This is a genomic window from Bacillus sp. ISL-78 (genome assembly GCF_018613455.1).
In the GTDB taxonomy this organism is placed as follows: domain Bacteria; phylum Bacillota; class Bacilli; order Bacillales; family DSM-1321; genus Peribacillus; species Peribacillus frigoritolerans.
Genome location: NZ_JAGGQC010000027.1, coordinates 1 through 25455 on the forward strand (window position 1 = coordinate 1; position 25455 = coordinate 25455).

General features: G+C 40.4%; 28 protein-coding genes. 21 read left to right on the plus strand and 7 right to left on the minus strand.

Going from position 1 to position 25455, the window contains the following annotated elements:
• Nucleotides 1–152 precede the first annotated feature (152 nt).
• From J7I96_RS22255 to phoU, 7 genes are all read left to right on the plus strand, one after another.
• On the plus strand, nucleotides 153–1373 hold the full coding sequence (locus tag J7I96_RS22255; RefSeq protein ID WP_034308434.1) for an MFS transporter: 1221 nt from the start codon (nucleotides 153–155) through the stop codon (nucleotides 1371–1373).
• Between the two features lie 193 nt (nucleotides 1374–1566).
• Nucleotides 1567–3735 carry a peptidoglycan D,D-transpeptidase FtsI family protein gene (locus tag J7I96_RS22260; protein WP_214773965.1) on the plus strand — a complete coding sequence of 723 codons (2169 nt, stop codon included), beginning with the start codon at nucleotides 1567–1569 and terminating at the stop codon, nucleotides 3733–3735.
• A 208-nt stretch (nucleotides 3736–3943) separates the two neighbouring features.
• Nucleotides 3944–4909, plus strand: coding sequence for a PstS family phosphate ABC transporter substrate-binding protein (locus J7I96_RS22265; RefSeq protein ID WP_215048114.1), 966 nt, complete (start codon nucleotides 3944–3946; stop codon nucleotides 4907–4909).
• Between the two features lie 138 nt (nucleotides 4910–5047).
• Nucleotides 5048–5947, plus strand: coding sequence for a phosphate ABC transporter permease subunit PstC (gene pstC, locus J7I96_RS22270; protein WP_214773967.1), 900 nt, complete (start codon nucleotides 5048–5050; stop codon nucleotides 5945–5947).
• 3 nt (nucleotides 5948–5950) lie between these two features.
• Nucleotides 5951–6829, plus strand: a complete 879-nt coding sequence (gene pstA / locus J7I96_RS22275) for a phosphate ABC transporter permease PstA (protein ID WP_214773964.1) — start codon at nucleotides 5951–5953, stop codon at nucleotides 6827–6829.
• Between the two features lie 21 nt (nucleotides 6830–6850).
• Nucleotides 6851–7672 (plus strand): phosphate ABC transporter ATP-binding protein PstB, encoded by an 822-nt coding sequence (gene pstB, locus J7I96_RS22280; RefSeq protein ID WP_214773966.1) that lies wholly within the window; start codon nucleotides 6851–6853, stop codon nucleotides 7670–7672.
• A gap of 19 nt (nucleotides 7673–7691) precedes the next feature.
• A complete protein-coding gene (gene phoU / locus J7I96_RS22285) occupies nucleotides 7692–8345 on the plus strand; it encodes a phosphate signaling complex protein PhoU (protein WP_048682139.1) in 654 nt (217 codons plus the stop codon).
• Nucleotides 8346–8413: 68 nt separating this feature from the next.
• Here phoU and J7I96_RS22290 read toward each other — a convergent pair whose 3' ends face one another.
• Both J7I96_RS22290 and J7I96_RS22295 read right to left on the minus strand, forming a co-directional pair.
• The gene (locus J7I96_RS22290) at nucleotides 8414–8863 is read right to left on the minus strand and encodes an endolytic transglycosylase MltG (RefSeq protein WP_214773963.1); all 450 of its coding nucleotides are present in this window, start codon (nucleotides 8861–8863) and stop codon (nucleotides 8414–8416) included.
• Nucleotides 8864–8865: 2 nt separating this feature from the next.
• Complete coding sequence (locus J7I96_RS22295) at nucleotides 8866–9246, minus strand: hypothetical protein (RefSeq protein WP_214773962.1); 381 nt, start codon at nucleotides 9244–9246, stop codon at nucleotides 8866–8868.
• Nucleotides 9247–9670: 424 nt separating this feature from the next.
• Between J7I96_RS22295 and J7I96_RS22300 the strand changes: the two genes are divergently transcribed.
• From J7I96_RS22300 to J7I96_RS22320, 5 genes are all read left to right on the plus strand, one after another.
• Complete coding sequence (locus J7I96_RS22300) at nucleotides 9671–10279, plus strand: hypothetical protein (protein ID WP_034308418.1); 609 nt, start codon at nucleotides 9671–9673, stop codon at nucleotides 10277–10279.
• A gap of 117 nt (nucleotides 10280–10396) precedes the next feature.
• Nucleotides 10397–10546: a 50S ribosomal protein L33 gene (gene rpmG / locus J7I96_RS22305; RefSeq protein WP_028391797.1), complete on the plus strand. Its 150-nt coding sequence runs from the start codon at nucleotides 10397–10399 to the stop codon at nucleotides 10544–10546.
• A gap of 181 nt (nucleotides 10547–10727) precedes the next feature.
• On the plus strand, nucleotides 10728–11300 hold the full coding sequence (locus J7I96_RS22310; protein WP_214773961.1) for a 5-formyltetrahydrofolate cyclo-ligase: 573 nt from the start codon (nucleotides 10728–10730) through the stop codon (nucleotides 11298–11300).
• A gap of 76 nt (nucleotides 11301–11376) precedes the next feature.
• Nucleotides 11377–11565, plus strand: a complete 189-nt coding sequence (locus J7I96_RS22315) for a hypothetical protein (RefSeq protein ID WP_034308414.1) — start codon at nucleotides 11377–11379, stop codon at nucleotides 11563–11565.
• 165 nt (nucleotides 11566–11730) lie between these two features.
• The gene (locus tag J7I96_RS22320) at nucleotides 11731–13269 is read left to right on the plus strand and encodes a rhomboid family intramembrane serine protease (protein ID WP_214773960.1); all 1539 of its coding nucleotides are present in this window, start codon (nucleotides 11731–11733) and stop codon (nucleotides 13267–13269) included.
• On the opposite strand, the gene J7I96_RS22325 is transcribed toward J7I96_RS22320, so the two are convergent.
• A complete protein-coding gene (locus tag J7I96_RS22325; protein ID WP_214773959.1) occupies nucleotides 13264–14121 on the minus strand; it encodes a hypothetical protein in 858 nt (285 codons plus the stop codon). The two genes, J7I96_RS22320 and J7I96_RS22325, sit on opposite strands and share 6 nt — an antisense overlap.
• Nucleotides 14122–14331: 210 nt before the next feature.
• On the opposite strand from J7I96_RS22325, the gene J7I96_RS22330 reads away from it, so the two are divergent.
• The 5 genes from J7I96_RS22330 (at nucleotide 14332) to J7I96_RS22350 (ending at nucleotide 20181) form a co-directional block, all read left to right on the plus strand.
• Complete coding sequence (locus J7I96_RS22330; protein ID WP_214773958.1) at nucleotides 14332–14541, plus strand: YqgQ family protein; 210 nt, start codon at nucleotides 14332–14334, stop codon at nucleotides 14539–14541.
• 14 nt (nucleotides 14542–14555) lie between these two features.
• Nucleotides 14556–15527: an ROK family glucokinase gene (locus J7I96_RS22335; protein WP_063575677.1), complete on the plus strand. Its 972-nt coding sequence runs from the start codon at nucleotides 14556–14558 to the stop codon at nucleotides 15525–15527.
• A 146-nt stretch (nucleotides 15528–15673) separates the two neighbouring features.
• On the plus strand, nucleotides 15674–17527 hold the full coding sequence (locus J7I96_RS22340; protein ID WP_214923399.1) for an LTA synthase family protein: 1854 nt from the start codon (nucleotides 15674–15676) through the stop codon (nucleotides 17525–17527).
• A gap of 142 nt (nucleotides 17528–17669) precedes the next feature.
• A complete protein-coding gene (locus tag J7I96_RS22345; RefSeq protein ID WP_214773956.1) occupies nucleotides 17670–18836 on the plus strand; it encodes a M14 family metallopeptidase in 1167 nt (388 codons plus the stop codon).
• 172 nt (nucleotides 18837–19008) lie between these two features.
• Nucleotides 19009–20181, plus strand: a complete 1173-nt coding sequence (locus tag J7I96_RS22350; RefSeq protein ID WP_214773955.1) for a YqgU-like beta propeller domain-containing protein — start codon at nucleotides 19009–19011, stop codon at nucleotides 20179–20181.
• A 41-nt stretch (nucleotides 20182–20222) separates the two neighbouring features.
• Here J7I96_RS22350 and J7I96_RS22355 read toward each other — a convergent pair whose 3' ends face one another.
• The gene (locus J7I96_RS22355) at nucleotides 20223–20396 is read right to left on the minus strand and encodes a DUF2759 domain-containing protein (RefSeq protein WP_034308396.1); all 174 of its coding nucleotides are present in this window, start codon (nucleotides 20394–20396) and stop codon (nucleotides 20223–20225) included.
• A gap of 233 nt (nucleotides 20397–20629) precedes the next feature.
• Between J7I96_RS22355 and J7I96_RS22360 the strand changes: the two genes are divergently transcribed.
• Both J7I96_RS22360 and J7I96_RS22365 read left to right on the plus strand, forming a co-directional pair.
• Entirely contained in the window at nucleotides 20630–21256 is a 627-nt protein-coding gene (locus tag J7I96_RS22360) for an MBL fold metallo-hydrolase (RefSeq protein WP_057278817.1), read from the plus strand.
• 255 nt (nucleotides 21257–21511) lie between these two features.
• The gene (locus J7I96_RS22365; RefSeq protein WP_214923402.1) at nucleotides 21512–22612 is read left to right on the plus strand and encodes a class I SAM-dependent methyltransferase; all 1101 of its coding nucleotides are present in this window, start codon (nucleotides 21512–21514) and stop codon (nucleotides 22610–22612) included.
• Nucleotides 22613–22664: 52 nt separating this feature from the next.
• Here the strand turns inward: J7I96_RS22365 and J7I96_RS22370 are convergent, their stop codons facing one another.
• Together J7I96_RS22370 and J7I96_RS22375 are read right to left on the minus strand one after the other, a co-directional pair.
• On the minus strand, nucleotides 22665–22907 hold the full coding sequence (locus tag J7I96_RS22370) for a DUF2626 domain-containing protein (RefSeq protein ID WP_034308393.1): 243 nt from the start codon (nucleotides 22905–22907) through the stop codon (nucleotides 22665–22667).
• 85 nt (nucleotides 22908–22992) lie between these two features.
• Nucleotides 22993–23694 (minus strand): helix-turn-helix transcriptional regulator, encoded by a 702-nt coding sequence (locus tag J7I96_RS22375; protein ID WP_214773953.1) that lies wholly within the window; start codon nucleotides 23692–23694, stop codon nucleotides 22993–22995.
• Between the two features lie 215 nt (nucleotides 23695–23909).
• On the opposite strand from J7I96_RS22375, the gene J7I96_RS22380 reads away from it, so the two are divergent.
• A complete protein-coding gene (locus J7I96_RS22380; protein WP_214773952.1) occupies nucleotides 23910–24290 on the plus strand; it encodes a Spx/MgsR family RNA polymerase-binding regulatory protein in 381 nt (126 codons plus the stop codon).
• 95 nt (nucleotides 24291–24385) lie between these two features.
• On the plus strand, nucleotides 24386–24832 hold the full coding sequence (locus J7I96_RS22385) for an ATPase, T2SS/T4P/T4SS family (protein WP_214773951.1): 447 nt from the start codon (nucleotides 24386–24388) through the stop codon (nucleotides 24830–24832).
• 13 nt (nucleotides 24833–24845) lie between these two features.
• Here J7I96_RS22385 and J7I96_RS22390 read toward each other — a convergent pair whose 3' ends face one another.
• Nucleotides 24846–25319: a hypothetical protein gene (locus J7I96_RS22390; RefSeq protein ID WP_214773950.1), complete on the minus strand. Its 474-nt coding sequence runs from the start codon at nucleotides 25317–25319 to the stop codon at nucleotides 24846–24848.
• Nucleotides 25320–25455: the final 136 nt, after the last annotated feature.

The following is a 25455-nucleotide window of genomic DNA, read 5'->3' on the forward strand; positions in this document are numbered from 1 at the left end:
CTTGATTTTATTTGAGAGAGCTTTTAAGGAAAACAGTATAAGTGCAACTACTTCTCTGTCTTCGCCAATCGAAGAGTTTTCTTTACCTTTTTTTACATAAATTCTTTTGTTTTTTCAAACACTAGAGTGGAATTTAAAGGAGAGTTAAAACAATGGGTATTTTAGAGAGATGGTTGGGTGAAGCGGGCGGGAAGAAGGATTTGCACCTCCTTTTGTTTATTGGCGGGCTGTACAGCCTAAGTATTGCTTTATCCAATACATTCGTTAATGTGTACTTGTGGAAACAATCCGGTCAAATTGTTGATATTGCCGTATATAATCTAACCGTAGTGCTTTTTCAACCGCTTACTTTTGTCTTTGCCGGCAGGCTCGCGAAAAAGGTTGACCGAATCATTGTTTTGCGTCTGGGTGTTATCTTTTTGGCCCTGTTTTATTTATCGGTCCTATTGGTCGGCACACGGGCAACGGATTTCCTTTGGTTGCTTGGTGGGCTGTTAGGGATCGGTTATGGGTTTTATTGGCTTGCCTATAATGTCTTGACTTTTGAAATAACTGAACCGGAAACCAGGGATTTCTTCAATGGATTTTTAGGGATTTTATCATCCATCGGGGGAATGGTCGGCCCGATTCTTTCAGGGTTCATCATTTCGAGGCTTGAGAAATTCACGGGATATTCCATTGTATTCGGGCTGTCTTTGCTATTGTTTTCCATTGCGGTTTTTCTTAGCTTTTCGTTAAAAAGACGTCCGGCTCATGGCAGGTACTGCTTCTTTAGGATATTGCAGGAACGGAAAAATAATCGGAATTGGCTCTTGATCACTCGTGCTCACTTTTTTCAAGGGATTCGAGAGGGCACATTCATGTTCATCATTTCGATTACCGTTTTCATTCAGACGGATAGTGAACTTGCCTTAGGGAGCTATGGTCTGTTAAATTCGGCCATATCATTCGTTGCGTATTTTTTTGCTTCACGATATATAAAACAGCCGATGCGCAAAAAGGCGATACTTATTGGAGGAATCCTATTGTATGCAGGGGTCTTATTGATTGCATTTGACATCACATTCGGGAAGCTTCTCATTTATGGGGCAATTGTCGCAACCGCTTATCCTATTCTTTTGGTCCCTTATATATCACTGACCTATGATATTATAGGCAGGGCTTGGAAAGCAGCGGAAATGAGGATTGAATATATCGTTGTCCGGGAATTGTTCGTTCATATTGGAAGGATTGTATCCATATCAGGATTCATACTTTCCGTCATGTTATTCGACCTAAAGCAATTACTGCCGATTTATCTGTTGATCGTCGGGGCAGGGCATACCGTGATATATTGGTTTGTACGGAAAATCGATATCATTGACCAAGATTGAAAAGAGGCCTTAGAGGCCTCTTTTCAATATACATGACTTACGGTTGTAGGATTTATGAGCCGTTAGTCACTTTTTATGTAAAGTTCGTTAGATGTTTAATATTTCTAGAACACTAAGGTAGAAAAAAATATAAATGTTCTATAGAATGGTATAGGACCTATTATGACTATGTAAAAAGGATGTGTGGCTTAGTGTGAATAAAAAGAAAAAGAAAAAGACGCATGTGCCTTTCAGATTGAATATTCTTTTCTTTTTAGTGTTTGTTTTGTTTTCCGCTTTAATTTTACGCTTGGGTGTTGTACAGATTGTTTATGGTGATGATTACCGGCGTGAGATTGAAAGAACAGAGGAAGTGACCGTGAATAATTCGGTGCCCCGTGGGAAAATGTATGACCGTAATTTAAAACTTATGGTCGATAACCAACCACTGGATGCAATTACATATACACGAAAGCAAGGTACGAAACAAACAGAAATGGTGGAAACGGCTGAGAAACTCGCGAATTTGATCGAAAAGGAAACAGACAAAGTGACTGAGCGCGATAAAAAGGATTTTTGGATTTTAAAGAATCCAAAGCTGGCCGAGAAAAAGATTACCGATAAAGAACGGAAAAAAGTGGAAGAGGGCGAGATGGAAGAAAGTGATTTGTACAAGCTTCAGCTTGATCGGATTACTGATGAAGAAACAAAGCTTTCGGAAAAGGATCTGGAAGTCCTTGCCATCTACAGGGAATTTGCAAGCGGATATGCCCTTACCCCGCAAATTGTGAAAAACAAGAAAGTAACAAAAGAAGAATTCGCCAAGGTGAGTGAAAACCTTGATTCGCTCCCAGGCGTCGATGTATCAACAGATTGGGATCGTTTTTATACGTATAATAAAACGCTTAAATCTGTATTGGGTAAAGTTTCCTCATCAGAAGAAGGGTTGCCTAGTGAAAGCCTGAACTACTACCTTGCACGTGATTACAGCCGGAATGACCGTGTAGGTAAGAGTTATATTGAAATGCAATATGAAGATATCCTCCAAGGGCAGAAAGCGAAAGTAAGGAATGTGACCGATAAATCAGGAAATGTCGTCGATTCCGAAGTGGTTACCGAAGGTTCGCGAGGAAAAGATCTTATATTGACAGTTGATATGGATTTACAGCTTGCAACAGAGGAAATCATTGAAAAGCAATTGATTGCCAAGAAAAAAATGGGTAACACTAAATTCTTGGACAGGGCCTTTGTCGTCATGATGGATCCCGATACAGGGGAAGTGTTGACGATGGCTGGCAAGAAATATGAGAAGGACCCAAAAACGGGGAAATCCTCGATTGAGGACTTCGCATTAGGAAATATTACGACTTCCTATACGATGGGCTCTGCGGTCAAAGGTGCTACCGTTTTAACCGGTTATCAGCAAGGTGCGATTCAGCCGGGTACGTACTTTTATGATACAAAGCTTAAGATCAAGGGAACAAAACCCAAAGGTTCATATAGCAACTTCGGGAACATAAATGATTTGACCGCATTGAAAGTTTCTTCGAACGTGTATATGTTCAGGACGGCCATTAATATTGCAGGTGCGCATTATGTGCCGAATGAGCCATTGAATATTAGTTCTAGCGCCTTTTCGACCATGCGGAATTCATTTGCCCAGTTTGGCTTGGGAGTCCGCACGGGTATAGATCTTCCGAATGAAATGAGCGGGTTCAAAGGCTCCGAAACATCTCCAGGTAAGCTGCTTGACCTTGCTATCGGCCAGTATGATACGTACACACCAATGCAGCTCGCGCAATATGTTTCAACCATTGCGAATGGCGGTAACCGCATGAAGCCGCATATGGTTAAGGAAATCCGCGATCCAGTTGATAATAATGAGCAATTGGGACCTGTTGCCGAAGACGTTTCACCGACTGTTCTTAATCGTCTTGATATGAAGGACGAGTGGATTGAACGTGTTCAAAGCGGTTTCGATAAAGTTGCGATGGAACAAGGCGGAACGGCTTATAAGTATTTTGGAAATAAACCATATACAGTGGCAGCTAAAACCGGGACGGCGGAAGCATTCTATGACGGCCCGAACCGGATGGATTATAGCGAGCCCCAAGAAACGATGAACATCACGCTTGTTGGCTATGCCCCAGCTAAAAATCCTGAGGTCGCTTTTGCGGTCGTTGTGCCATGGGCATACCAAGGACATTCAGGCCACAGCATGAGTAAAGAGATAGGTGAAGAAATCATGGATACCTATTTCGAACTGAAAAAAGAACGGGCTAAGAAAGAAAATACTGGAACCTCGACCGATTTGAAGGTGGAGAATGGTAAAGACGTTCAAAAGGACCAGGCTGAAGTTAGAAAAAGCCAGGAAAATGAATAATAAAAGGTTAAAAACACGTTTTTGGGTAAAACCGGAAACGTGTTTTTTTGCATTTTAAGAACGCATCAGCACAGTTCTTTCATCTTTACAATAAGCACACAATTATTTACTGAATATTTACAAATGCTTTAAACGGAATTTACAGTCTGAAAGTATGATGTGGGAGTAGGACAAAATATTCATATAAAATTCTTAGGGGGATTTACAAATGAGACGTTTCAAATTTATGGCTATGACCGCAGTAATGGGTGGAGTAATCGCAGTGGCAGCTGGATGTGGATCTAATGATACTTCAAACAGCGGTAAAGGAAATGAAGCGGCTTCAGATCAACTCAAGGGAGAAGTGATTACGGATGGTTCTTCAACGGTCTTTCCGATCATGGAGGCAGTTGCGGAAGAATACATGGCTACACAGCCTGATGTGAAGGTTTCAGTGGGATCATCAGGAACAGGTGGGGGATTCAAGAAATTCATCGCTGATGATACGGACCTAGCCAATGCATCCCGCCCGGTGAAAGAAGAAGAAAGTGCCTTACTTGATGAAAAGGGTGTTGAATATACAGAATTGAAACTGGCATTTGACGGTATTTCAATCGTCGCCAATAAAGATAATGATTTCATCGATTCACTAACGGTTGAAGAACTTCAAAAACTGTGGATTGATAATGGAAAGGTGAAGAAATGGTCTGATATACGTCCTGAATGGCCGAACGAAGAAATTAAATTCTACTCTCCGGGAACAGATTCAGGCACATATGATTATTTCAATGAAGTGATCCTTGAAGAAAAACCAATGGTGGAAAATGCTACGCTTTCAGAAGACGATAACGTTCTTGTACAAGGTGTAGAAGGTGATAAAAATGCGATTGGATTCTTCGGTTATGCCTACTACTCTGAAAATAAAGATAAGTTAAAGATCATTTCCATCGACAACGGCAAAGGTGCTGTAGAGCCGACGCATGAAACGATTAAAAGTGGGGAATATGCACCATTGTCACGTCCACTTTACACATATGTAGCTAATAAGTCGGTAGCTGAAAAAGAACAAGTTGCAGATTATACTCAATTCGTCATTGAAAATGCAGGAGAGCTTGCAGAAGAAGTGGGTTATATCAGCCTGCCGGAAGAAGAGTACCAGAAAGATCTTGAAAAATTAAAAGAATTGGAAAAATAAACGATATTACAGGCTATTGAAATCCCGCCTTGACTCGATTAAGGCGGGGGTAACAGCTTGTAAATCCAAATATTGCGTGTCTGAAATGGAGGATGCAAGTTGGAACTTAGAAAAACAGAAACCTATTCTGTACAGCAAATGATTCTGGAAAAGAAAAGTAAGAAAAAAATCAATATGGAAAAAGTCATTCCTAAGCTTTTGTTCCTTACGGCGGCAATTTCCGTTTTTACTACAATCGGGATCATCCTGACACTTATATTTGAAACATTCATCTTTTTTGACAGAGTATCCATCGTCGAATTTTTTACGGAAGCTAAGTGGCTGCCATTTGCATCTGCACCTTCCTATGGGATTATGCCCCTTATTGTTGGAACGTTGAAGATAACAGTCATAGCAGCGGTGGTTGCAGTTCCGGTAGGACTTGCAACAGCCATTTTCTTGAGTGAATATGCATCAGAGAAAACACGGAGAATCATCAAGCCGATTTTAGAAGTTTTAGCTGGGATTCCTACTATCGTTTATGGCTTTTTTGCCTTAACTTTTGTAACACCGGTTTTGCGGGATTTATTTCCTTCCCTTGACATGTTCAATGCCCTGAGTCCTGGAATCGTCGTAGGTATCATGATCATGCCGATGATAGCTTCTTTGTCGGAAGATGCCCTAGTATCAGTACCGAAGTCGATCCGCGAAGGTGCGTATGCTTTAGGAGCAACGAAACTTGAAACGACAATTAAAGTGGTATTGCCAGCAGCCATTTCTGGAATTGTGGCATCCATCGTTCTTGCTTTATCCAGAGCGATCGGGGAAACCATGATTGTGAGTGTTGCCGGTGGCTCAACCCCAAATATGAGCATGGATGTCACTTCATCGATTCAAACGATGACCGCTTATATCGTTCAAGTCAGTTCTGGGGATGCAGGGTATGGAACAACGATTTACTACAGCATATATGCGGTTGGAATGACACTGTTCGTCTTTACGCTTATCATGAATTTACTGGCGCAGTTCATCTCTCGCAAGTTCAGGGAGGAATATTAAGTCATGAAACTGATAAACAAAAGCCATGTTGCAAAAAAAATGCCTGCTAGGCTTGCTGTTAACACGATTTGTAAAGGATTATTCTTCTTGGCAACATTGGTTGGCCTCCTCGTATTGGCCATCTTATTTTATCGGATATTCACTCAAGGAATTGGTAGTCTGAATGGGGATTTCCTTCTGAATTTCGCTTCCAGGAAACCTGAAGAGGCTGGTATAAAGGCAGCGCTGATCGGTTCAATATGGCTGATGGTAGTGGTGGCCCCGGTTTCCCTGCTGCTCGGTGTTGGAACGGCCATTTATTTAGAGGAATATGCGAGGAAGAATTGGATCACCACTTTTATCAAAGTGAATATTTCCAATCTGGCAGGTGTCCCGTCAATAGTATTTGGACTACTGGGCTTAACGGTTTTCGTTCGTGCTCTTGCCTTGGACCGATCCATATTGGCTGCGGGCCTGACCATGAGCCTACTCGTTCTCCCGGTCATCATAGTTGCTGCCCAGGAGGCCATACGTGCCGTACCTCGTGATTTAAGGGAAGCTTCGTTTGGAATGGGTGCAACAAAGTGGCAAACCATTTTGAAAGTGGTCCTTCCTGCTGCGATACCTGGCATTTTAACTGGAGGAATACTTGCTTTGTCACGGGCAATCGGTGAAACGGCGCCATTGGTGGTGGTTGGCATACCAATGTTCATCGCCTTTTTACCTCAAACGGTCATGGATACATTTACAGTGCTGCCAATGCAAATCTATAATTGGACATCTCGTCCGCAGGAGGAATTCCAGCAGGTTGCTGCCGCGGGAATCATCGTTTTACTCATCCTGTTAATATTCATGAATTCAATAGCCGTTATAATTCGAAATAAATTCCAGAAAAGATACTGATAGGAGGAAGGAAGCATGAATATGACCTTAACGAGAGAAAAAGAGTCACCGGCTATCGAAATCGATAATGTCGGATCGGCTGCCTTGACGGAAAAGGTGTATGAAACATCCAATCTTAATTTATGGTATGGAGAAAACCATGCTTTGAAAAATATTAATCTGGATATGCACCAAAATGAAGTGACGGCCATCATTGGGCCTTCAGGATGTGGGAAATCCACCTACATTAAAACATTGAACCGAATGATAGAACTAGTCCCGGATGTGAAAACGACAGGACAGATTAAATATAGGAACAGGAATATCCTTGATCAGTCCTATAAGGTGGAAGATTTAAGGACACAGGTGGGGATGGTCTTCCAAAAGCCTAATCCCTTTCCTAAATCCATTTATGAAAATGTTGTATATGGACCAAAGATCCATGGAATTAAAAATAAAAAAATTCTTGATGAGATTGTCGAAAAGAGTTTAAAAGGGGCAGCGATTTGGAATGAAGTGAAAGACCGTCTGCATGAAAATGCATATGGACTTTCAGGTGGACAGCAACAGCGTCTTTGCATTGCCAGATGTTTGGCTATCGAACCAGATGTCATTCTAATGGATGAACCTACTTCTGCCCTTGATCCGATATCCACGTTGAAAATAGAAGAATTGGTCCAGGAACTGAAAAAGGATTTCAGCATCATCATCGTTACCCATAACATGCAGCAGGCAGCACGTATCTCTGATAGAACAGCCTTCTTCTTAAATGGGGAAGTCATCGAATATTCTGATACAAATACCATCTTCTCTAATCCGAATGATAAAAGAACAGAAGATTACATTACCGGGCGTTTCGGTTAAGAGAAAAGGAGATGCGATAATGATCGTTCGTGAAAATTTCGAGCTTCAATTGAAAGAGCTGCAAGAGAAAATCGTGAAGTTGGCTAATTTAGCTTCAGGTGCCATATCAAAATCATATGCCGCACTGGAAAGCAATAATGTAGATGAGGCTCTTGAAGTTATTGATGATGATACAATAGCTGATTTACTGGAAGAGGAAATAAATGACTTTGCGATTTTACTGATTGCTAAGCAACAGCCGGTTGCGATTGATTTAAGGCGTATCATTGCTGCCATAAAAATCGCCTCGGATATTGAAAGGATGGCAGACTTTGGTGTGAATATCGCCAAATCGGCGATCCGAATCGGTGACCAGCCATTTATTCTGCCTTTAACACCATTAAAGCAGATGCATGATATTACATTAAAAATGATTCGACTTTCAATAGAAGCATTTGAGAAGGAAGATGTTGTTCTTTCAAGAGAAATCATTGAAATGGATGATGAGGTTGATCGCTTTTATGGAGAAATGATTCGAAGTCTCCTTCGCCTTTCAGATGAAAAAAACCTTCAGCAGGTTACGCAGCTTTCCCTAATTGCTCGATATTTGGAAAGGACAGCGGACCATACAACGAATATCGCAGAGAATATTTATTTCCTTGTAAGAGGGAGATATATCAGCAGGAATGAATGAACCTATCCTAATTTGTAAAAGAGAGGCTTTTTCTCGGACATAGTCCATTTAAAAGTCTCTCTTATTCATTAATGTGTCAAAGTATTGGCCAATTGTCTATATGTCATATTATTCGTAACAACAAACTCGCCGATTTGTACTCTTTTCGAGAAATCACGGTCATTCATGTAAGCTTCAAATTCAGCAGCATCTTCGATGATTTTTTCCTTGGAAAGGCGATCGGCAATCTCGGCTGTGGTCATATTCGTTTTCACTTTAATTGTATAGGTAACGATGGAAGGTGCCTCTTCTGCTTCCTTCTCCATTAAAACCTTATCCGGATCCTTTGGTTGGACGGTCTTTTTAGCTTCCTCGGTAGGAAGTGTAATGACGAACCCCTCCTTTACGAGCAATTCCTTAGCTTCCTCCGCAGTGGGAGTGGTGCCTTCGAATTTTCCGGTGCCATAATAAAAGGCAGCAAAGATTGTTGTTGTAAAAATGATGCCGGCGGAAAGACCTTGCAGTCTTGCTTTGTTCATTGTCATTCACCCCGCAATCTTTGCTGCTCGATCACTGAAAGGGTTTGTTCCTTCGTTAACGATGATTGTCTAGCGATCTGGTCCAAAGTGAGACCTTGATTATATAAAGATAGAACCTGGCTTTTTAGAATCTCATGTATGGATTCGATATCATTGGAAGTGACAGTTATTTGATCCTTTACAGAGGGAACAGGGTCGTCCTGGATAACGAATTCCTCTTCAAGAATCTTCACCTTCTTCTTTAATTGGTAGATATCCTGTATATACGTTAGTGTCATCTGTTCTATATCTTCTTCTAATTTTGCAACTTTATCTTTACCGAAAAAGGAAATGATGAGAAGGACGATCGCTAATGAAAAAAGAAGGACGATAAGTGTTTCCATGTTTTCACCTCAGAAGTTAATTTTCGACAATATACTTATATTTTACACATATTCGAAAAAAATTGGGGATTTTCATATTTTTATATTTTGGAAGTAGGCAGTAAACTTCATTTATTGTCTGTTTTTTTTCAAATATTGTCGAAAAGCGATGTGGCCGTCGTTGATGAAAAAAAATTAGGCATGAAAATGGGAAAAAAACCTTTGAGAGATAACATACATAAAATTCGACAAAATGTGTTTATTGTCCATCAGCCAATTCAGTGCTAACATAAAGATAGAATAAATCGAAAAAATGAAATATTTTGAATTGTTAAAAATCGATGAACCTATAAGAAAATGGTGTGCAGAATTTAAAGTGGATCGTTTCACTGTCAGCGCCTAACGATAAGTAATATAAAGATAAAGATGGGGAAGGGATGATTATATGAATTCGCTATTCGCGTATATGCCACAGGATAACCAGGAATTATTTCGTAAGGGATTAAAGGCTGGATTATGGATGGATGAGAGTTTTGATTGGTATCCTGAGGAAGATATGATGAGTCATCCTAATGGGGAGATCCGGACACTTTCACAGACGTATACCCAAGGGCAGGTGACCTTTTCGAAGTTCACGATCAGGAATACCTCATTCGAGACGAAGCGCCCAAAAGTGTTTTTTCACTATGAAAACGCTTTCGAAAGGCAGGCGGTGGCTTTTTACAGCCCGAATGAACGGGCGATTTTACATGTAGCCCCTCAATCGATTGCCTTATTGGGTGGATTGGTGAAAGGAAAAAGCATCTCTCAATATTGCATCCAAGGTAAGGGAAGCCTTTATCAAGAAGGATGCTTCAAATCTTTGAAAGAAGGTCTCCTGGCTTATTCACCGCTCGCCAAAGGGGAAGTTACCAGTGTGTTTACGCTAGAAACGGAAATCTTACCGAAAGAATGTGTGGAAGCTGTGGCTTGGGTCATTCATGCCGAAACGAAAGAAGAAGCGAAAGTTATAAATAATCAACTCCTCCTGACGATGCAAAACGTAAACAATTGAGAATACGAAAAAGTTATGTTGGATTTCCCGAAAAACATACTAGCAATTCGCATTGAATAATGATATTATAGAAAAGTCCTATGTGAAAATGTCAATATGTTTGGAGGGAAATACACAATGCGCGTGAATATTACATTAGCTTGCACTGAATGTGGAGACCGTAACTATATTTCTAAAAAAAATAAACGTAACAATCCAGACCGTCTTGAGCTTAAAAAATACTGCTCAAGGGAAAAACGCAGCACGACTCACCGTGAAACAAAGTAAGCAACAGGATTTTTCCTGTTGTTTTTTTTATGCATTTTTTGAGTCCTTCTTTTCTCTCTTTCCTTTAGTGTATATTTTCACCAGAATGCACCAATGATTCGGCTATTTCCGACACCGTATTTTCGTAAATGGATAAAGATTATGAGATAATGATAGAAGTAGAATAAAGGAGTCGGAAGAGATGAGAGAAAACAAGAATAAGCTCCGTCAAGAAGTTAGGTCCCGTTTAATGGAGCTGACTAAAGAGGAACATGAAGAACTATCCAACAGAATCGCTGAAAACTTATTTGCATTGAAAGAATGGAAAAATGCTGATTCCATTGGCATCACCATCTCCATTCCGCCTGAAGTCCCAACGGTACGGATCATCGAACAAGCATGGAGCGAAGGAAAATCAGTGGCTGTACCAAAATGTGACCCCGAAAAAAAGACAATGGAATTCAAAAAAATTTCGTCCTTCAATCAGCTCGAGTCTGTTTATTACGGATTGCTGGAACCAGTGGCTGAAACAGCAAAGGCCAGCAAAGAGGAATTGGACGCATTGATCGTACCCGGCCTTGCTTTTACCAAGGAGGGGTATCGCCTAGGCTTTGGAGGGGGCTATTATGACCGATTCCTATCTAATTACCGAGGTGATACATTGGCCCTTACATACGAGCTTCAATTAATGGATGAACTCCCGATAGAGGTACATGATCTAGCGGTGGGCAAACTCATTACCCCATCCAGGGTTATACGCACGTACGCCCATTAAGAAGAAGTTCATTAATTATCACTTTTAGCTCATAAAAATCCTATCCTGTATCACACTATTGATAGGAGGGATTGTTATGCTTCGATTAATTATTCAAATCTTCTTGGTTGGTTTAGCTGTTTATGCAGGTTACAAAAACCGGTACCGCCTGATAAATGTTGCGTTGTCCAACGGCATACTGAGAAGATTTCTAGTGACTAAATCCTTGGATATGCCAATGTTCAGGGATAAAATGATGCAAAGCATGTTCACTCAAACCAAATGAGGATGCCGGCATCTTGAAAAGGGAACCTGACCAGGGGTTCCTTTTTTATTTTTTAGGAGCGGGAAAACAGTCTCCTTTTTTACTTTTTACATGATTTCGTCTATAGTTTTAATTAAAGAACAGGAATTTTAGAAGCTTAAGTTTTATTGGAAAGTGGGGAAGGCATTGGGATTTAGAGAGGATTATTTTTTTTGGGAAACCATAAGGGAGTTGTCTGCCCATTATGATTATCGAATGATCACAGTCACGGAAAACCATCAGGAGATTTGGCTTGAGAGCGATAAGAACAAGGAGTTTCCAGTCATAAGACTCATCCGGCATGATTTGGATTGGGCTAATTGGCTGAAACGCGATACCGAGCGAACATTGCAGAATGGGGAAAGAATCAGAAGGAAATTATACAAAAAGCCAATAAACATATTAAGTATCTATGTTAGTAAATTCGCCCCGGTCGATGATCATGACTTTAGTTCACGGGTGGCCTCCTTTAAAAAAACGAATGTCAACACGTTCCTCCTTACTTGTGAAAACTTTCATGATTCGTTGCAAAACCTTGAACATGTTTTGAAAAAACCACTTTCAATTCAAGTTCTTGAGGAAAATGAAATAGATGAGGAAAAGGTTCTTGCAGTAAAGAAGAACGCCATCTCGGAGTCAGTCAAAAAGGCTAAGGCCGAACAGAAGGTATTTCAAAATGCCAATAAGCCATTCTTTACATATATATTCATGGCGGTACAAATAGCAGTGTTCATTTTGATGGAGTTTAATGGGGGCAGCACCAATTCCAAGACTTTGATTGAGTTTGGCGCTAAATTTTCCCCTTATATCATCCAAGGGGAATGGTGGCGATTCTTTACACCGATGATCGTCCATATTGGGTTCATTCATTTACTGATGAATACATTTTCGCTGTATTTGATTGGTGCTGAAGTTGAAAGGATTTACGGCAATGCCAGGTTCCTTTTCATCTATATATTCGCTGGTTTCGCTGGAACTCTAGGCAGCTTCATCATGACCCCGAACCTTTCCGCAGGTGCGAGCGGAGCCATTTTTGGCTGTTTTGGGGCACTTCTGTACTTTGGTATCGTCTATCCGAAATTATTCATGCGCTCGATGGGCTCATCGGTGATCGTGTTGATCATCATTAACTTAATATATGGTTTCACCGTTTCGGGAATTGACAATGCAGGGCATATCGGAGGTTTGATCGGAGGGTTCTTGGCAGCTGGAGTGGTACATCTGCCAAAATCCAATAATATCTTTCGGCAGCTGGCTTTTCTGATCGGAACGGTAATACTGACCTATTCCCTGCTGCAATTTGGTTTCAATCATCAGGAAAGTGCAGCTATCGATGATAATACCATGGCAATGATGGCCCAAAAGTATATTGATGATGATGAAGAGGATAAGGCGGAAGAGATGCTATTCAAATATGTGGAGTCAAATCCTGATGCACCGCTATCGCTCTTTATGCTCGGAAATTTATCTTTTGATAAAAAGGACATATACAAGGCAAAGGGTTATTATGAAAAAGCGATTGAAAGTAATCCGGATTTGCATGAAGCCCATTACAATCTTGCCTTGGTCTACATGAATCTCGAATCATTCGATCAAGCTAGAGAGCAAGCTGATAAGGCTATTGAGCTTGCCCCGGATAATAAATCATACACTAAACTACTGGAAGAAATCGAAAAGCGACTATAACTTTTGACGCAGCATGATGGGGGTGCCGTCTTTCAGGGTAAACAAGACAAGTACTTCCCTTTGATTCTTCGCCATAAGCAATAGGGGGATGGTGCTACCTTGTGGACTTACAGTGGAGCCATCCTCCTTTTTTACTCCCACCACATAATTTTTGTATAGTCCTTCCCATAGTTTTCCTACAATTTCTTCCCGTTTGAATTGGGGGAAGGCAGCAAGCCATTGATTTTTCTTTGAAGGCAGATCCGTTAAAGAAATGATTTTGTACTGATCAAGATTAACCTTAAAGGCTTGCCCGGCTTTCTCCAAACCATTTCGAACCGTTTGATCTGTCAAGCCGTCCAGCGTTTTTTTCCACTGAATCTGTTCTTCTGAAAGGGGGCGGTGGAAAAATTGAAAAACTGGTGTCGTTACTGTATAGAGTTTATCTTTACTGAGCTGCTGGGCACTGGTGAAAATGGTGTCACTAGGATGAACCTCGGCATAATGAAACGTTACAGCTTCATAACGCCCACTCTCGGATTCTTTATATTTCGCTTTTTGAGAGAGTTCTTGTTTATTTTGGCGCCAATTTTTTAAAGCTCCTGCCAATTTTCCATTTTTGTATAAAAGTGATACGTCCTGACGTAAGTAAGCAGGCTGGTCCAACGTAGAATCCACCCTCCAAGTGATGGTATAGGTGGAATCCCCGGTACCTTTAGGTGTCAGGTGGGTTGAAGCATGTTCAAAATGGAGCGAGGAATCGATGGGAAAAAAAATGATGGTTTCCTCTGTCCGTTTATGATTTGATAAATAAAGGATGACAAAAATGGTGGTTAAAACCAAAAAGACGGTATACTTCAATTGTACTTTCATTTTTCCCCTCCGTTTTACGCGTGATGAATGGTTTAAAAACATAAGCTGTTAAATCAATAAATGGAGTCCACATTCTTGATATTTCATCATATGAATACAGTTGGACATGTATGAGGGGGATGGGGAAATTATCAAAAGAGGAAATGGGCGCTTGTTACAAAGGTGCTGATTCGATATACTTTCCTAAAGAAAAGAGTAAAGAGGTTTACTATGAAAACATATTATGATCTTCAACAATACTTGAAAAGATTTGGTACATTTATCTATATTGGCGATCGCTTAGCCGAGCTTGAACTGATGGAGACCGAAATAAGGGAACTCCACCGTATGCAGATGATGGATACGAAAGATTATCAAATGGCGATTCTTTTAATCAGGCAGCAATTGTCTCTTGAAAGGGAAAAACAGAAAAAAAATTGATAAAAAAGGTGAGAATGATGGAAAAGTGGCTGATGGGTGTGGATTTAGGCGGTACAACTACCAAACTGGCTTTAATCAATTTATACGGCGAGATCATTCATAAATGGGAAATCAGCACAGACATCTCCGAAAAGGGAAAATACATTACGATAAACATAGCCAAAGCAATTGATGCGAAGCTCGTGGAACTTAATGAACCGAAGAGTAAGATAGTTGGGATAGGAATGGGTGCTCCCGGTCCTGTGAAATTTGTTAACGGTTCCATATATGAAGCCGTCAATCTTGGCTGGAAGGACTATCCTTTAAAAGATTTATTGGAGGTGGAGACAGCTCTTCCAGCTGTGATCGATAATGATGCCAATATGGCTGCTTTGGGAGAAATGTGGAAAGGTGCCGGTAATGGAGCCAAAGACCTCGTTTGTGTCACTCTGGGAACGGGTGTAGGAGGCGGAATCATCCATAATGGACAAATCGTCCATGGTACCAGTGGAGCTGCTGGGGAAGTAGGCCATATAACGGTCGTAACGGACGGAGGGGCACCATGCAATTGCGGCAAGACTGGTTGTTTGGAAACGGTTGCTTCGGCAACGGGAATCGTCCGTATGGCTTTAGAAGCCTTGAATGCCGCTGATGAAAAGTCATTGCTTCAGCAGAAAGTAGAAGAGGGGAATACGGTTACTTCCAAATTGTTATTCCAATGCGCTGCAGCTGGTGATCCCTTATCCAAAGCTGTGGTGGATAAGGTAGGCAATTACTTGGGGCTGGCACTATCACATGTTGGGAATGTCATGAATCCAGATAAAATCGTCATTGGCGGGGGCGTTTCACAAGCGGGAGACATTTTGCTTGATACCGTTCGTTCTGCTTTCGGAAAGTATGCATTCAAAAGGGTTAGTAAATCAACGAAAATCAGCCTGGCCACTCTAGGCAATGATGCAGGGGTAATAGGTGCAGCCTGGCTCATTAAAAGCCAAATGAATACGTGATCCCATACTGCCCTCTGATCAGGGTTATAAGAACAAAAGATGGAATCTTCAAAGATAGTTCCCCCTTTTGAGGGGGAAACCATGACCCATTATTGAGGCGCTCTGGACCGCAGGTCCAGCGCTTCTTCGATGAGGAGGGACCAGGATTGAAAAGGGTCTTCAAAAAACAGGGATATTCATTGTTTTGGGTCGTATTGATTTTACTTTGGCTTAAAACATATATCGCCTATAAAACAAGTTTTGAGATAGATATTGATAACTGGATCCAGGAGTTCATACTATTCATCAATCCAGTCAGTTTCCTTTTACTTACACTTGGCGTGAATCTATTTTTTAAAGAAAATAGACGGACAGCATACTTACTGATCATGAGTTTCTTCATCACCTTCGTCCTCTTTGCCAATCTTGTTTTTTTTCGTTTTTTCAATGATTTCTTAACCATTCCCGTTCTATTTCAAACGAGCAATATGAACGACCTTGGAAGCAGTGTACATGAATTGATCAATCCGAGTGATCTATTGTATTTTGCCGATATTCTGTTCTTGTTGCTTCTGCTGAAATACAAACCAAAAACATTCCATCAAAGTCGATACAATCCCCAGGACCGTAAATTCTTTTTGTTAATGGCTTTAGGAGTGACATTTTTTAACTTAGCTTTAGCGGAAGCCGCGCGTCCTGAACTCCTGACAAGAACGTTTGACCGCGAAATCCTCGTTAAGAATATCGGTACGTACCATTATCACCTCTATGATGCAATATTACAGACGAAATCATCAGCTCAACGTGCACTTGCTGATGGCAGTGAATTGTCGGAAATTGAAAATTATGTCCGTGCCAATCAAAAAGAAGTTAATGATGAATTTTATGGACTGGCAAAAGGCAAAAATGTGATTCTAATATCATTGGAATCCACTCAAAGCTTTGTCATCAATAAAACTGTCAACGGGGAAGAAATCACTCCTTTTCTGAACCAATTCATTACAGATAGCTATTATTTCAATAACTTTTATCACCAAACCGGCCAGGGGAAAACATCCGATTCAGAATTCATTATTGAGAATTCCCTCTATCCTTTAGGTAGAGGTGCAGTATTTTTCACTCATGCCCAAAATGAATACAAAGCCACACCTGAAATCTTAACGGAAAAAGGTTACTACACGGCTTCCTTGCATGCCAATAATAAAAGCTTTTGGAATCGTGACATAATGTACGATTCTCTTGGGTACCAACGGTTTTATGATAGTGATGAATACAAAGTGTCTGAAGGGAATTCCAACAATTGGGGTTTGAATGATAAATCTTTCTTCAAACAATCAATTTCTCACTTGAAGAGTATGCCTGAGCCTTTTTATGCCAAGTTCATAACGTTAACCAACCATTTTCCATTCACTTTAAAAGAAGAAGACCGGACATTGGAACCTTACAATTCCAATTCCAAAACATTGAATCAATATTTTCCAACCGTACGTTATACCGACGAAGCCTTGGAGCAGTTTATCGGCGATTTGAAACGTAATGGATTATATGAGGATTCCGTCATTGTTCTATACGGAGACCATTATGGAATTTCTGAAAATCACAAATCTGCCATGAGCCAGTTCCTTGGGAAGGAAATTACGCCTTTCGAATCCATCCAGCTTCAGCGTGTCCCGCTCATCATACATGTCCCCGGGCAGAAGGGGAAAACGATTTCCACCGTTTCCGGCCAAATTGATGTAAGGCCGACTCTCCTTCATTTATTGGGAATTGAAAATGATGATTATATTGAATTCGGCAAAGATCTATTTTCCGAAGAGAAATTAGAATTCACCGTTCTCCGCGATAGCAGTTTCATCACGAAGGATTACCTCTATACGATGGATACTTGCTATGATAAAAAGACCGGAGCGGCGACTGCAAAGGATTCATGCGAGAAGTATTTGGAAAAGGCAAAACAGGAGCTTGATTACTCCGACAAAATCATTTATGGGGATTTGCTCCGATTTTATGAGCAGCCTTGAAAAAGGAAACCTGGTGCAATCCAGGTTTTTTAACTTTTTCAGGGAAATCTGTACCCCTTACAGTTATGAAACAAGAGACTTCCTGAACATCTTTCTGTTTTTCCCTTCATAAAGATAAAATAATGAAAGGGGCGGAGGCTGAATGAAAATTGTGAGCAGAAGCGGGGATGATTTGGCATATTACAGTCAATTGTTCAAAATTCCCCGGGTATTGATTGAGGATGCCAATCCGGCCATTACTGGCGGTGTTTTGCCAAATGGCATCGAAGTACAGATACCTGGATACATTGTTCAGCAAGAGTCCCGGTTAGATATAGATTTTGCTGATATCGCTTTACAATATCACCTGCCAATCGATGGGATAGTATTATTGAATCAAGATGGACAAAAACCTTTTTCGGTACCCGTCCGGGTGATGAATCCCGTGATAGTCACCGACAAGCCCTACGAATATCAATCACTTCTTGACGATCTTGATGTTCTATCTTGTCATTACCCCTTTATTAAGGTTGAATCGGTCGGAAAGAGTGTGCTGGGAAAAGAACTCCTTGAGGTAAGAATCGGTCAAGGTGAAAAGATCATACATTATAACGGTTCATTCCACGCTAATGAATGGATCACTACGGCGGTTTTGATGAAATGGCTGAATGATTTTCTGCTGGCAGTAACGAATGATCGTACACTTTGCGGAATGGACTGTATGCCGTACTACCGGGATATGTCCATTTCGATGGTTCCAATGGTGAATCCGGATGGAGTCGACCTTGTCTTAAAGGGGGAGGAGGCGGCAGAGGGGAAGGTTGATGTTTTAAAAATAAATAATGGTAATCCTGCCTTTTATGCTTGGAAAGCCAATATCCGCGGTGTGGACCTGAATAACCAATATCCTGCTAACTGGGAGATTGAAAAGCGGAGAAAGATTCCAAAAGCCCCTGCCCCGAGGGATTTCCCAGGAGAAACCGCGTTATCAGAACCAGAAGCATTGGCCATGAAGGAGCTGGCAATAAGACGTAATTTTGAAAGAGTGCTGGCGCTTCACACCCAGGGAAAAGAATTCTATTGGGGATATGAGGGACATGAACCTGAACAGGCAGAGAATGTTGCGAGGGAGTTTGAGGAGCGCAGCGGATATCGGGCCGTAAAATACGTTGACAGCCATGCTGGGTATAAAGATTGGTTCATTCAGGAATTCAAACGCGGTGGATTCACAATCGAGCTGGGAAAGGGAATCAATCCACTTCCGCTATCCCATTTGCCTGGTATATATGAAGATTCCGTCAAGATTTTGATGGCAGGCCTATATATGTGATGCATCCCCCTAAGGAATATACTTCCAAAAAAATATAAGATCATTATCCGCCACATTTTCTCTTTTTTACTTTATAATGAAAGAGGGTAAGGATTCGATTGGTTAATCCTTACTCTCTTTCTAATGTCTCGCTCACATATGCCAGGCGTTTTAGTTTTGAAGTGGGAGGTGTGTGGAGATTAAAGTATCCAAAGCAGCCCTTTGTATGCGGCTTTCCATTTGTAAGATGTTGTGTTTCGTCCCATTATTTATCTCCACTATCCTTCTTATCTCGGCTTGTGAGCCTTCCAAGGACCTTAGTAAACCCGTAAATGATACGGAAAAAGAACACTCCCAATCTAACCTGGAAACTTCAGTAAGCAATTTAAAGGTCCCGACCGCAGAAACGGAAAAAATCGAAGCCATTTTTGGATGGCTGGATTCGAAAACCATTTTATATTCTGTGAAGCGGGATGGTAATGAATTATCCCAGTTGATGTCATGGAATTTGGAAACGAATGAAACTTCCGTTTTCTATCAGCCGGCTTTTGCGTTTTCTGAAGTATCGATCAGTCCGTCTGGTACGCATATTTTGTTGTCGTCCTTTACCTCTTCGGATAAAGCATCAATCACAATACTCGATAAAACGGGGAATCCACTGTATTCCGTGGCAATCCCAGCCTATGAATTAGCTTATGAGTGGAATTCATTTAAAGATGGCCAGTTGTTTGTATCGAGCTTTTATGAAGATTGGACATACAGCAGTTATGTATTGAATCCAGATGAACAAACTATGGAAACTCTGGACTTTCCACAGCCCTTTGCACAATGGGCAAGTGAAAATGACTTGATGTTTTTGGATTGGGACAAAGAAGAACCTGCTTTGACGGCTCCCCTAGAAAGAAAAGCGCTGCATGGAGATGGGGCAGACAGCCTTATGCTCGATGTCATTCACTTTAAAAAAATGAAGCAAGCGCTGATGACGATTCAAGTGGAGACAGAAAAACAAGATCGGGGTACATATGCATTTTATGATCCAACAAACAAGCCGATCCACTCTTTTTCCGTGCCACTATTGAAAAGCTTTTCGGATTGGGTCATTCCATCCTATGATTTCATTGAAAAAAACAAGGAATTCATAACGTTTATTCCTAATGAATCAAAAGACGCGGACCAATATGAGGGAAGGTTTACCTTAACTAAATTAAATTGGGAAAAAGGCACACAAGAAGAATTGATGAAGGACATGGAAAATGAACCATTAAGCTGTTCGCTTGATGGCAACTTCTGCTTATATGGATATCAATTTGAGAAAATCATTGATATGAAAACCCATCAAATACAAAGATTGTTCAAACAAACATGATAACCTAAAACAAAAGCTCGCCGGATGGCGAGCTTTTTTCTTCAATGGGCAACAGGAAAACCGCTGTTGATGACAGTCATGACAGTGAACCAGCCAAACACGACTGCACTGCCGGCTGCAAAAATGAATCCTAAGAAGTTTCTCTTTTTTAATGAGGTAAACACAGCTGCTACTCCTAATATTGCCACAAGTCCGAAAACAACCATTAATATCATGTCAAAACCCCCTTTTTTCATAATGAATACCTAATCCCTAATAATATACCCAGAGAATAAAGCAACTACCAAAAATATGTAGAAAAGATTGCATTTGTTAATATCTTAATATTTTTTCAATTATTTGTCGAGGTTTAATAGGTGACACTTCTATGACATGAGTAAACTGGATTAACATTAGCAGCTTAATTAGTGTAAGATAAAGATAGAAAATCATATTGGAGTTGATGGAAATGAAATGGACACAAATTCCTCTAGGCCCGCTGCAAACGAATTGTTATGTAGTTTCCGATGGACAGGATTGCATCATTTTCGATCCGGGTGAAGAGCCACAGAAAATCATACAGTACATACAAACAAAAAATTTAAAGCCTTTAGCAATTTTATTGACACATGCACATTTTGACCATATCGGTGCTCTGGATGCCATTCGGGATCATTATGGAATCCCTGCATATATTCATGAAAAAGAGGCCAAGTGGCTACTTGACCCCGCATTGAATGGTTCTCAAAACTGGTTCCCTGAAAATCCAATGCGAATGAAGCCTGCCGATCACATCTTGGCAAATGAGCAAGAGCTTACTATTGGAGGATTCACTTTCGAAGTATTCGAAACCCCTGGACACTCACCAGGGAGCGTTTCGTATTATGTGAAGGACGAACGTCTCCTATTTTCCGGGGACGTCTTGTTCCAAGGAAGCGTTGGCAGAACCGATTTAATAGGCGGAAGCGAGTCAGTGCTCTTAAATAGCATTGAAACGAAGCTGCTGACACTTTCTGATGATGCTATCGTTTTTCCAGGTCATGGCCCTGTCACGACGATTCTGGATGAAAAGAATACTAATCCCTTTTTGAGATAATTACTTATACAGGTGCCGCAGTGGCACCTGTTTTTTTAGTTCTTAATTATGTGAAAATATTGAAATGGGTCAATTCCGGAACTATACTGAATATAAAAAAAGGGTCTTCCCCAATGTGCATTTTTGAACCTCCTCTGAAGTAAGATGCCTATTATTAAATTCATTTAGTGGATGCACTGTTATAACTGCGATGATGAAAATTGAACATTTTGTGAACTTTAAAATTATTTTCATGTATGGACGGAGGCTGTTGTGTTGAAAAATCATTTAAAGGAATTGATTGCAGAAAGCCCGCAAAAAAGAATCTCCTATAATGACTATATGGATGCTGTTTTATATACGCCAAATATAGGCTACTATGCACGCTCAAAAGAGAAGATTGGCCCAAGAGGGGATTTTTATACGTCCGGCAATGTTGGGGATGCATTTGGGAGATCACTGGCGAGGTGGTTCGTATATTTGATAAAAAGATGCGGAGTTTCACCAAGAATCATCGAGGTCGGCGCAGGGGACGGTAAACTCGCGTATGACATCCTCGTTTACATAAAAGAAACGGAACCGGAGATATGGGATTCTTTGACTTATGTTCTTGTGGATGGCAGTCCATTTCATAGAAAGATTCATCACGAACGTTTAGGGATATTCAAACAGGCAGTTTCTGCTGCCAATTTAGAAAAATGGACGAATGTAAATGGAATCGTCTTTTCAAACGAACTTTTCGACGCGTTGCCTGTGTATGTCATTGAAAAGTATAAGGGAGCCTTGGTAGAGGTATTCGTCACTGAAAAGGAAGGCGATTTGGTAGAAGAGAGAGAACCCTTGGACAACCCTGACATTCTTTCTTACCTTATTGAACGAAAAATCACCTTAAATGAAAAACAACGATTCGAAGTTCCGCTAAACATGATCCGTGAATATGAGAAGATCGTTTCCTGTATCGAATCGGGTATTCTCCTTACAATTGATTATGGCTATACCGATCGGGAATGGAAGGAGCCAGCTCATCGTCAAGGGAGCTTGAGGGGCTATTATCGGCATCAAATGATTAAAGATGCACTTATGTATCCTGGTGATATGGATCTAACGACACATATCCATTTTGACACATTAATCGAGAGTGGAAAAAGAAGGGGTCTTTCCAATCGAGGACTTTTTCTTCAAAATGAATTCTTGCTTAAAGCAGGGATACTAGAGGAATTGAAGGACGATCAAGGAACTGATCCATTCTCGAAAACGGCAAAGCGTAATCGGGCAATTCGGGGATTAATCGTTCCTGGGGGATTTAGTGAACATTTCAAAGTGTTGCTTCAATCGAAGAATTTAGCAGATGATGTAAGGGTCTTTCCTGAATGGTGACAAGTAAAAACCCATGAATCAAAATTCATGGGTTATGTAATATTGCTGTTTCTTAATGCGCAGCACCCGGAGTCATCATAAATACGCTCCAGTAGGAAAATCCTGCAAAGAAAACGGTAAGATAGGCGCCGAAAACATAAATATACATGCGCTCAGATAATTTCAAATAACTTAAAAGTACAAAAAAGATCGTTTGTGCAAAGAAAAGCAAAGACGTTTGATGCATATGGCCAAGATAAAAGAAAATGGCCATAATTCCTGTCCAAAATCCACATACTCTGAACATGCGTTCCATCCGAATCCCTCCTTATGTCTAGTCGTGTACATTCTAAATAATTATAAATGAAATTGTAAGGTAATGTAAAGGATGCCTTTTGTTTCTATGTGAGAACCGAAGCTTGGTATGAGCATGCTGCACAATTGGACATCATATTTTCTATTTCCACAATATTGACATTCTCAAACAAGGCTTCGAACATACCTTTTAAAAATGAATTATGCATGGAGCAGATTGTTCCTGGCTCGACTTCAGTAACTTCCTTAAACGGGCAATTGAAGATGCGGAAGGATATTTTATTTTCTTCTTCGCTTGCTTGTATTTCAGGAGATAACCCAGCAATGGTAGCCGCATTTTTAAGCATGTTGACTTTTTCCGCAAAAGCAAGCCGGTCGATCGATGTCGATTTCAGGGCTAGTTGCTGATTGATCAATTCCTCCCCGAATACTTTTCCCGTTTCATAAAGAGCCTGTTTTCCTTGTTCCCCTAATGTCATCATCGACTGGACGGCAATCTTTGCAAGCAGCTGATAGTTCCTATATGGAAAATGAAGCTGTATGACTTTGTCAGATAATCGATAAAGTCTGCTTGGGCGGCCGCCTTTCCCGGTCTTTCGGGAAATCGAGGTCAACATATCGATATCCTCAAGTTTTGACAAATGAAGACGGGCAACATTTGGATGGATGTTGAATGAATCGGCGATTTCCTGTACCGATACATCACCATGGTTATTCACTATATGCTGATATATATAATATCTGGTGGGATCAGCTAACACGTTTGTTATTTTTAACGTTTGTTCCATTACACCCTCCTGCTATTCCATAGTTTACCTATGTCCATTATAATGCAGGCAGAAAAAAATGGAATAAGGGAAAGGGCAAACACTCTTTAGTTTAGAAAACGTTCACATTTAAAACGTTTTTATAAAGTAAATATGTATACATTGATTATACAAATGTTGTACAATGATTGTATAAACTATAAATGTATACAAAATGTGAACGGGGAGTGATTAGTATGGCACAGTTAACTTTCTTTTCGTACCCAAGCTGTACATCTTGCCGCAAAACAAAAAAATGGTTACGCGCCAATCAAGTTTCCTTCGATGAGCGACATTTATTCAGAGAGACTCCTACTGTAGCAGAGTTAAAAAGAATTCTTGAATTGACATCGGAAGGTCTTGATGAAGTCTTGGCGACAAGAAGTGAAGCATATAAAGACTTACAAGTTAATATTGACGAAATGATGCTTTCTGATGTCATCCAATTATTAACAAAAGAACCGAAGTTATTAAGAAGGCCCATTCTCATAGACGGGGAAAAACTGGTCATTGGCCATAATGTAGATGCATTAAGAAATTTGGTTTCCCGGAGGCTTGATTTGAAAATGAGCATGTGAGATGATTCTCGAATTTTTTTTCGGGAATTTTTTTATTTTGAAGCAGGAATTTGTCGTGGATTGTCGAATCAATACAACAAGAAACATAGGAGGTGATGAATGGATTGATATCGATTGAAAAGACCGCAGAAAAAATACTAACCCGTGCCATCGTGGAATCGGCATCGGATATCCATATTTTTTTTCGCGGAGAGGGGCCTCTCATCCAATTCAGGATAGACAATAGGCTTGTTCCCCAGGAAACATTATCATTCTTTGAAGCTGAAAGGCTGATCGCTCATTTGAAGTTCCTTGCCTCGATGGATATAGGGGAGAAAAGAAGGCCCCAGAGTGGTGCCATCATAATCAATTTGGCTAACCAGGTGGTCGGACTCCGCCTTTCCACTTTACCCGCTGCCTATCTCGAAAGTTTGGTCATCCGCTCAATACCCCAACATCCTTCCTCTAGAACAGTTATCCTTATTTCAAAACACCGTTCAAAATTTGATTGCACTCCTGAAGCATTCCCATGGCATGCTCATATTTACCGGTACGACTGGTAACACACTATAAAGACTAACGAAACACAACATTTGTAATCACGATTAAAGCCTTGCCTTTCTTTGATTTATCTGATCTTTTGGTTGGTTGTGGTATGATTTTGAATTCAATTTTTCTAATAAAAGTTGAAATGTAAACTCTTTTTTCTTCTTGAGTTAAATAAATAAAATTGGTATTAAAAGCATTTACTATGTTTGTTAATTCTTTAAAATCGATAACTTCAGGAGTAGGCAACTCTTTAACTTTTATTTTTAACTCTTCATACACTTGTCTAGTCTCATCCATTAATTTTTTGAATTCAGCATCAATCATTAAATCGGAAGCCCAAGCACGTTGATATTTTTCCCGTTTCTTTTCAATATGTAGTAATTGTTCATTACTGAGAGAAACATCTGATTCCTTTTTTATGGGTTCTAGGTGTTTAATATCATCATTTTCCACATATTCCTTCAATGCATCCTCAAATCGATATTCTCCAATGGAATCCATCTTCCCATGTTCTTTCCAACATAACTGACAACGATGGACTGCCCCTTGGCATAGATCAACTTAATTCCTTTTTCAAATAGGCTTAACCAGATAAGCTTCCTCTTAATATAATAAAAAGATTTTAGTTGTGATAATA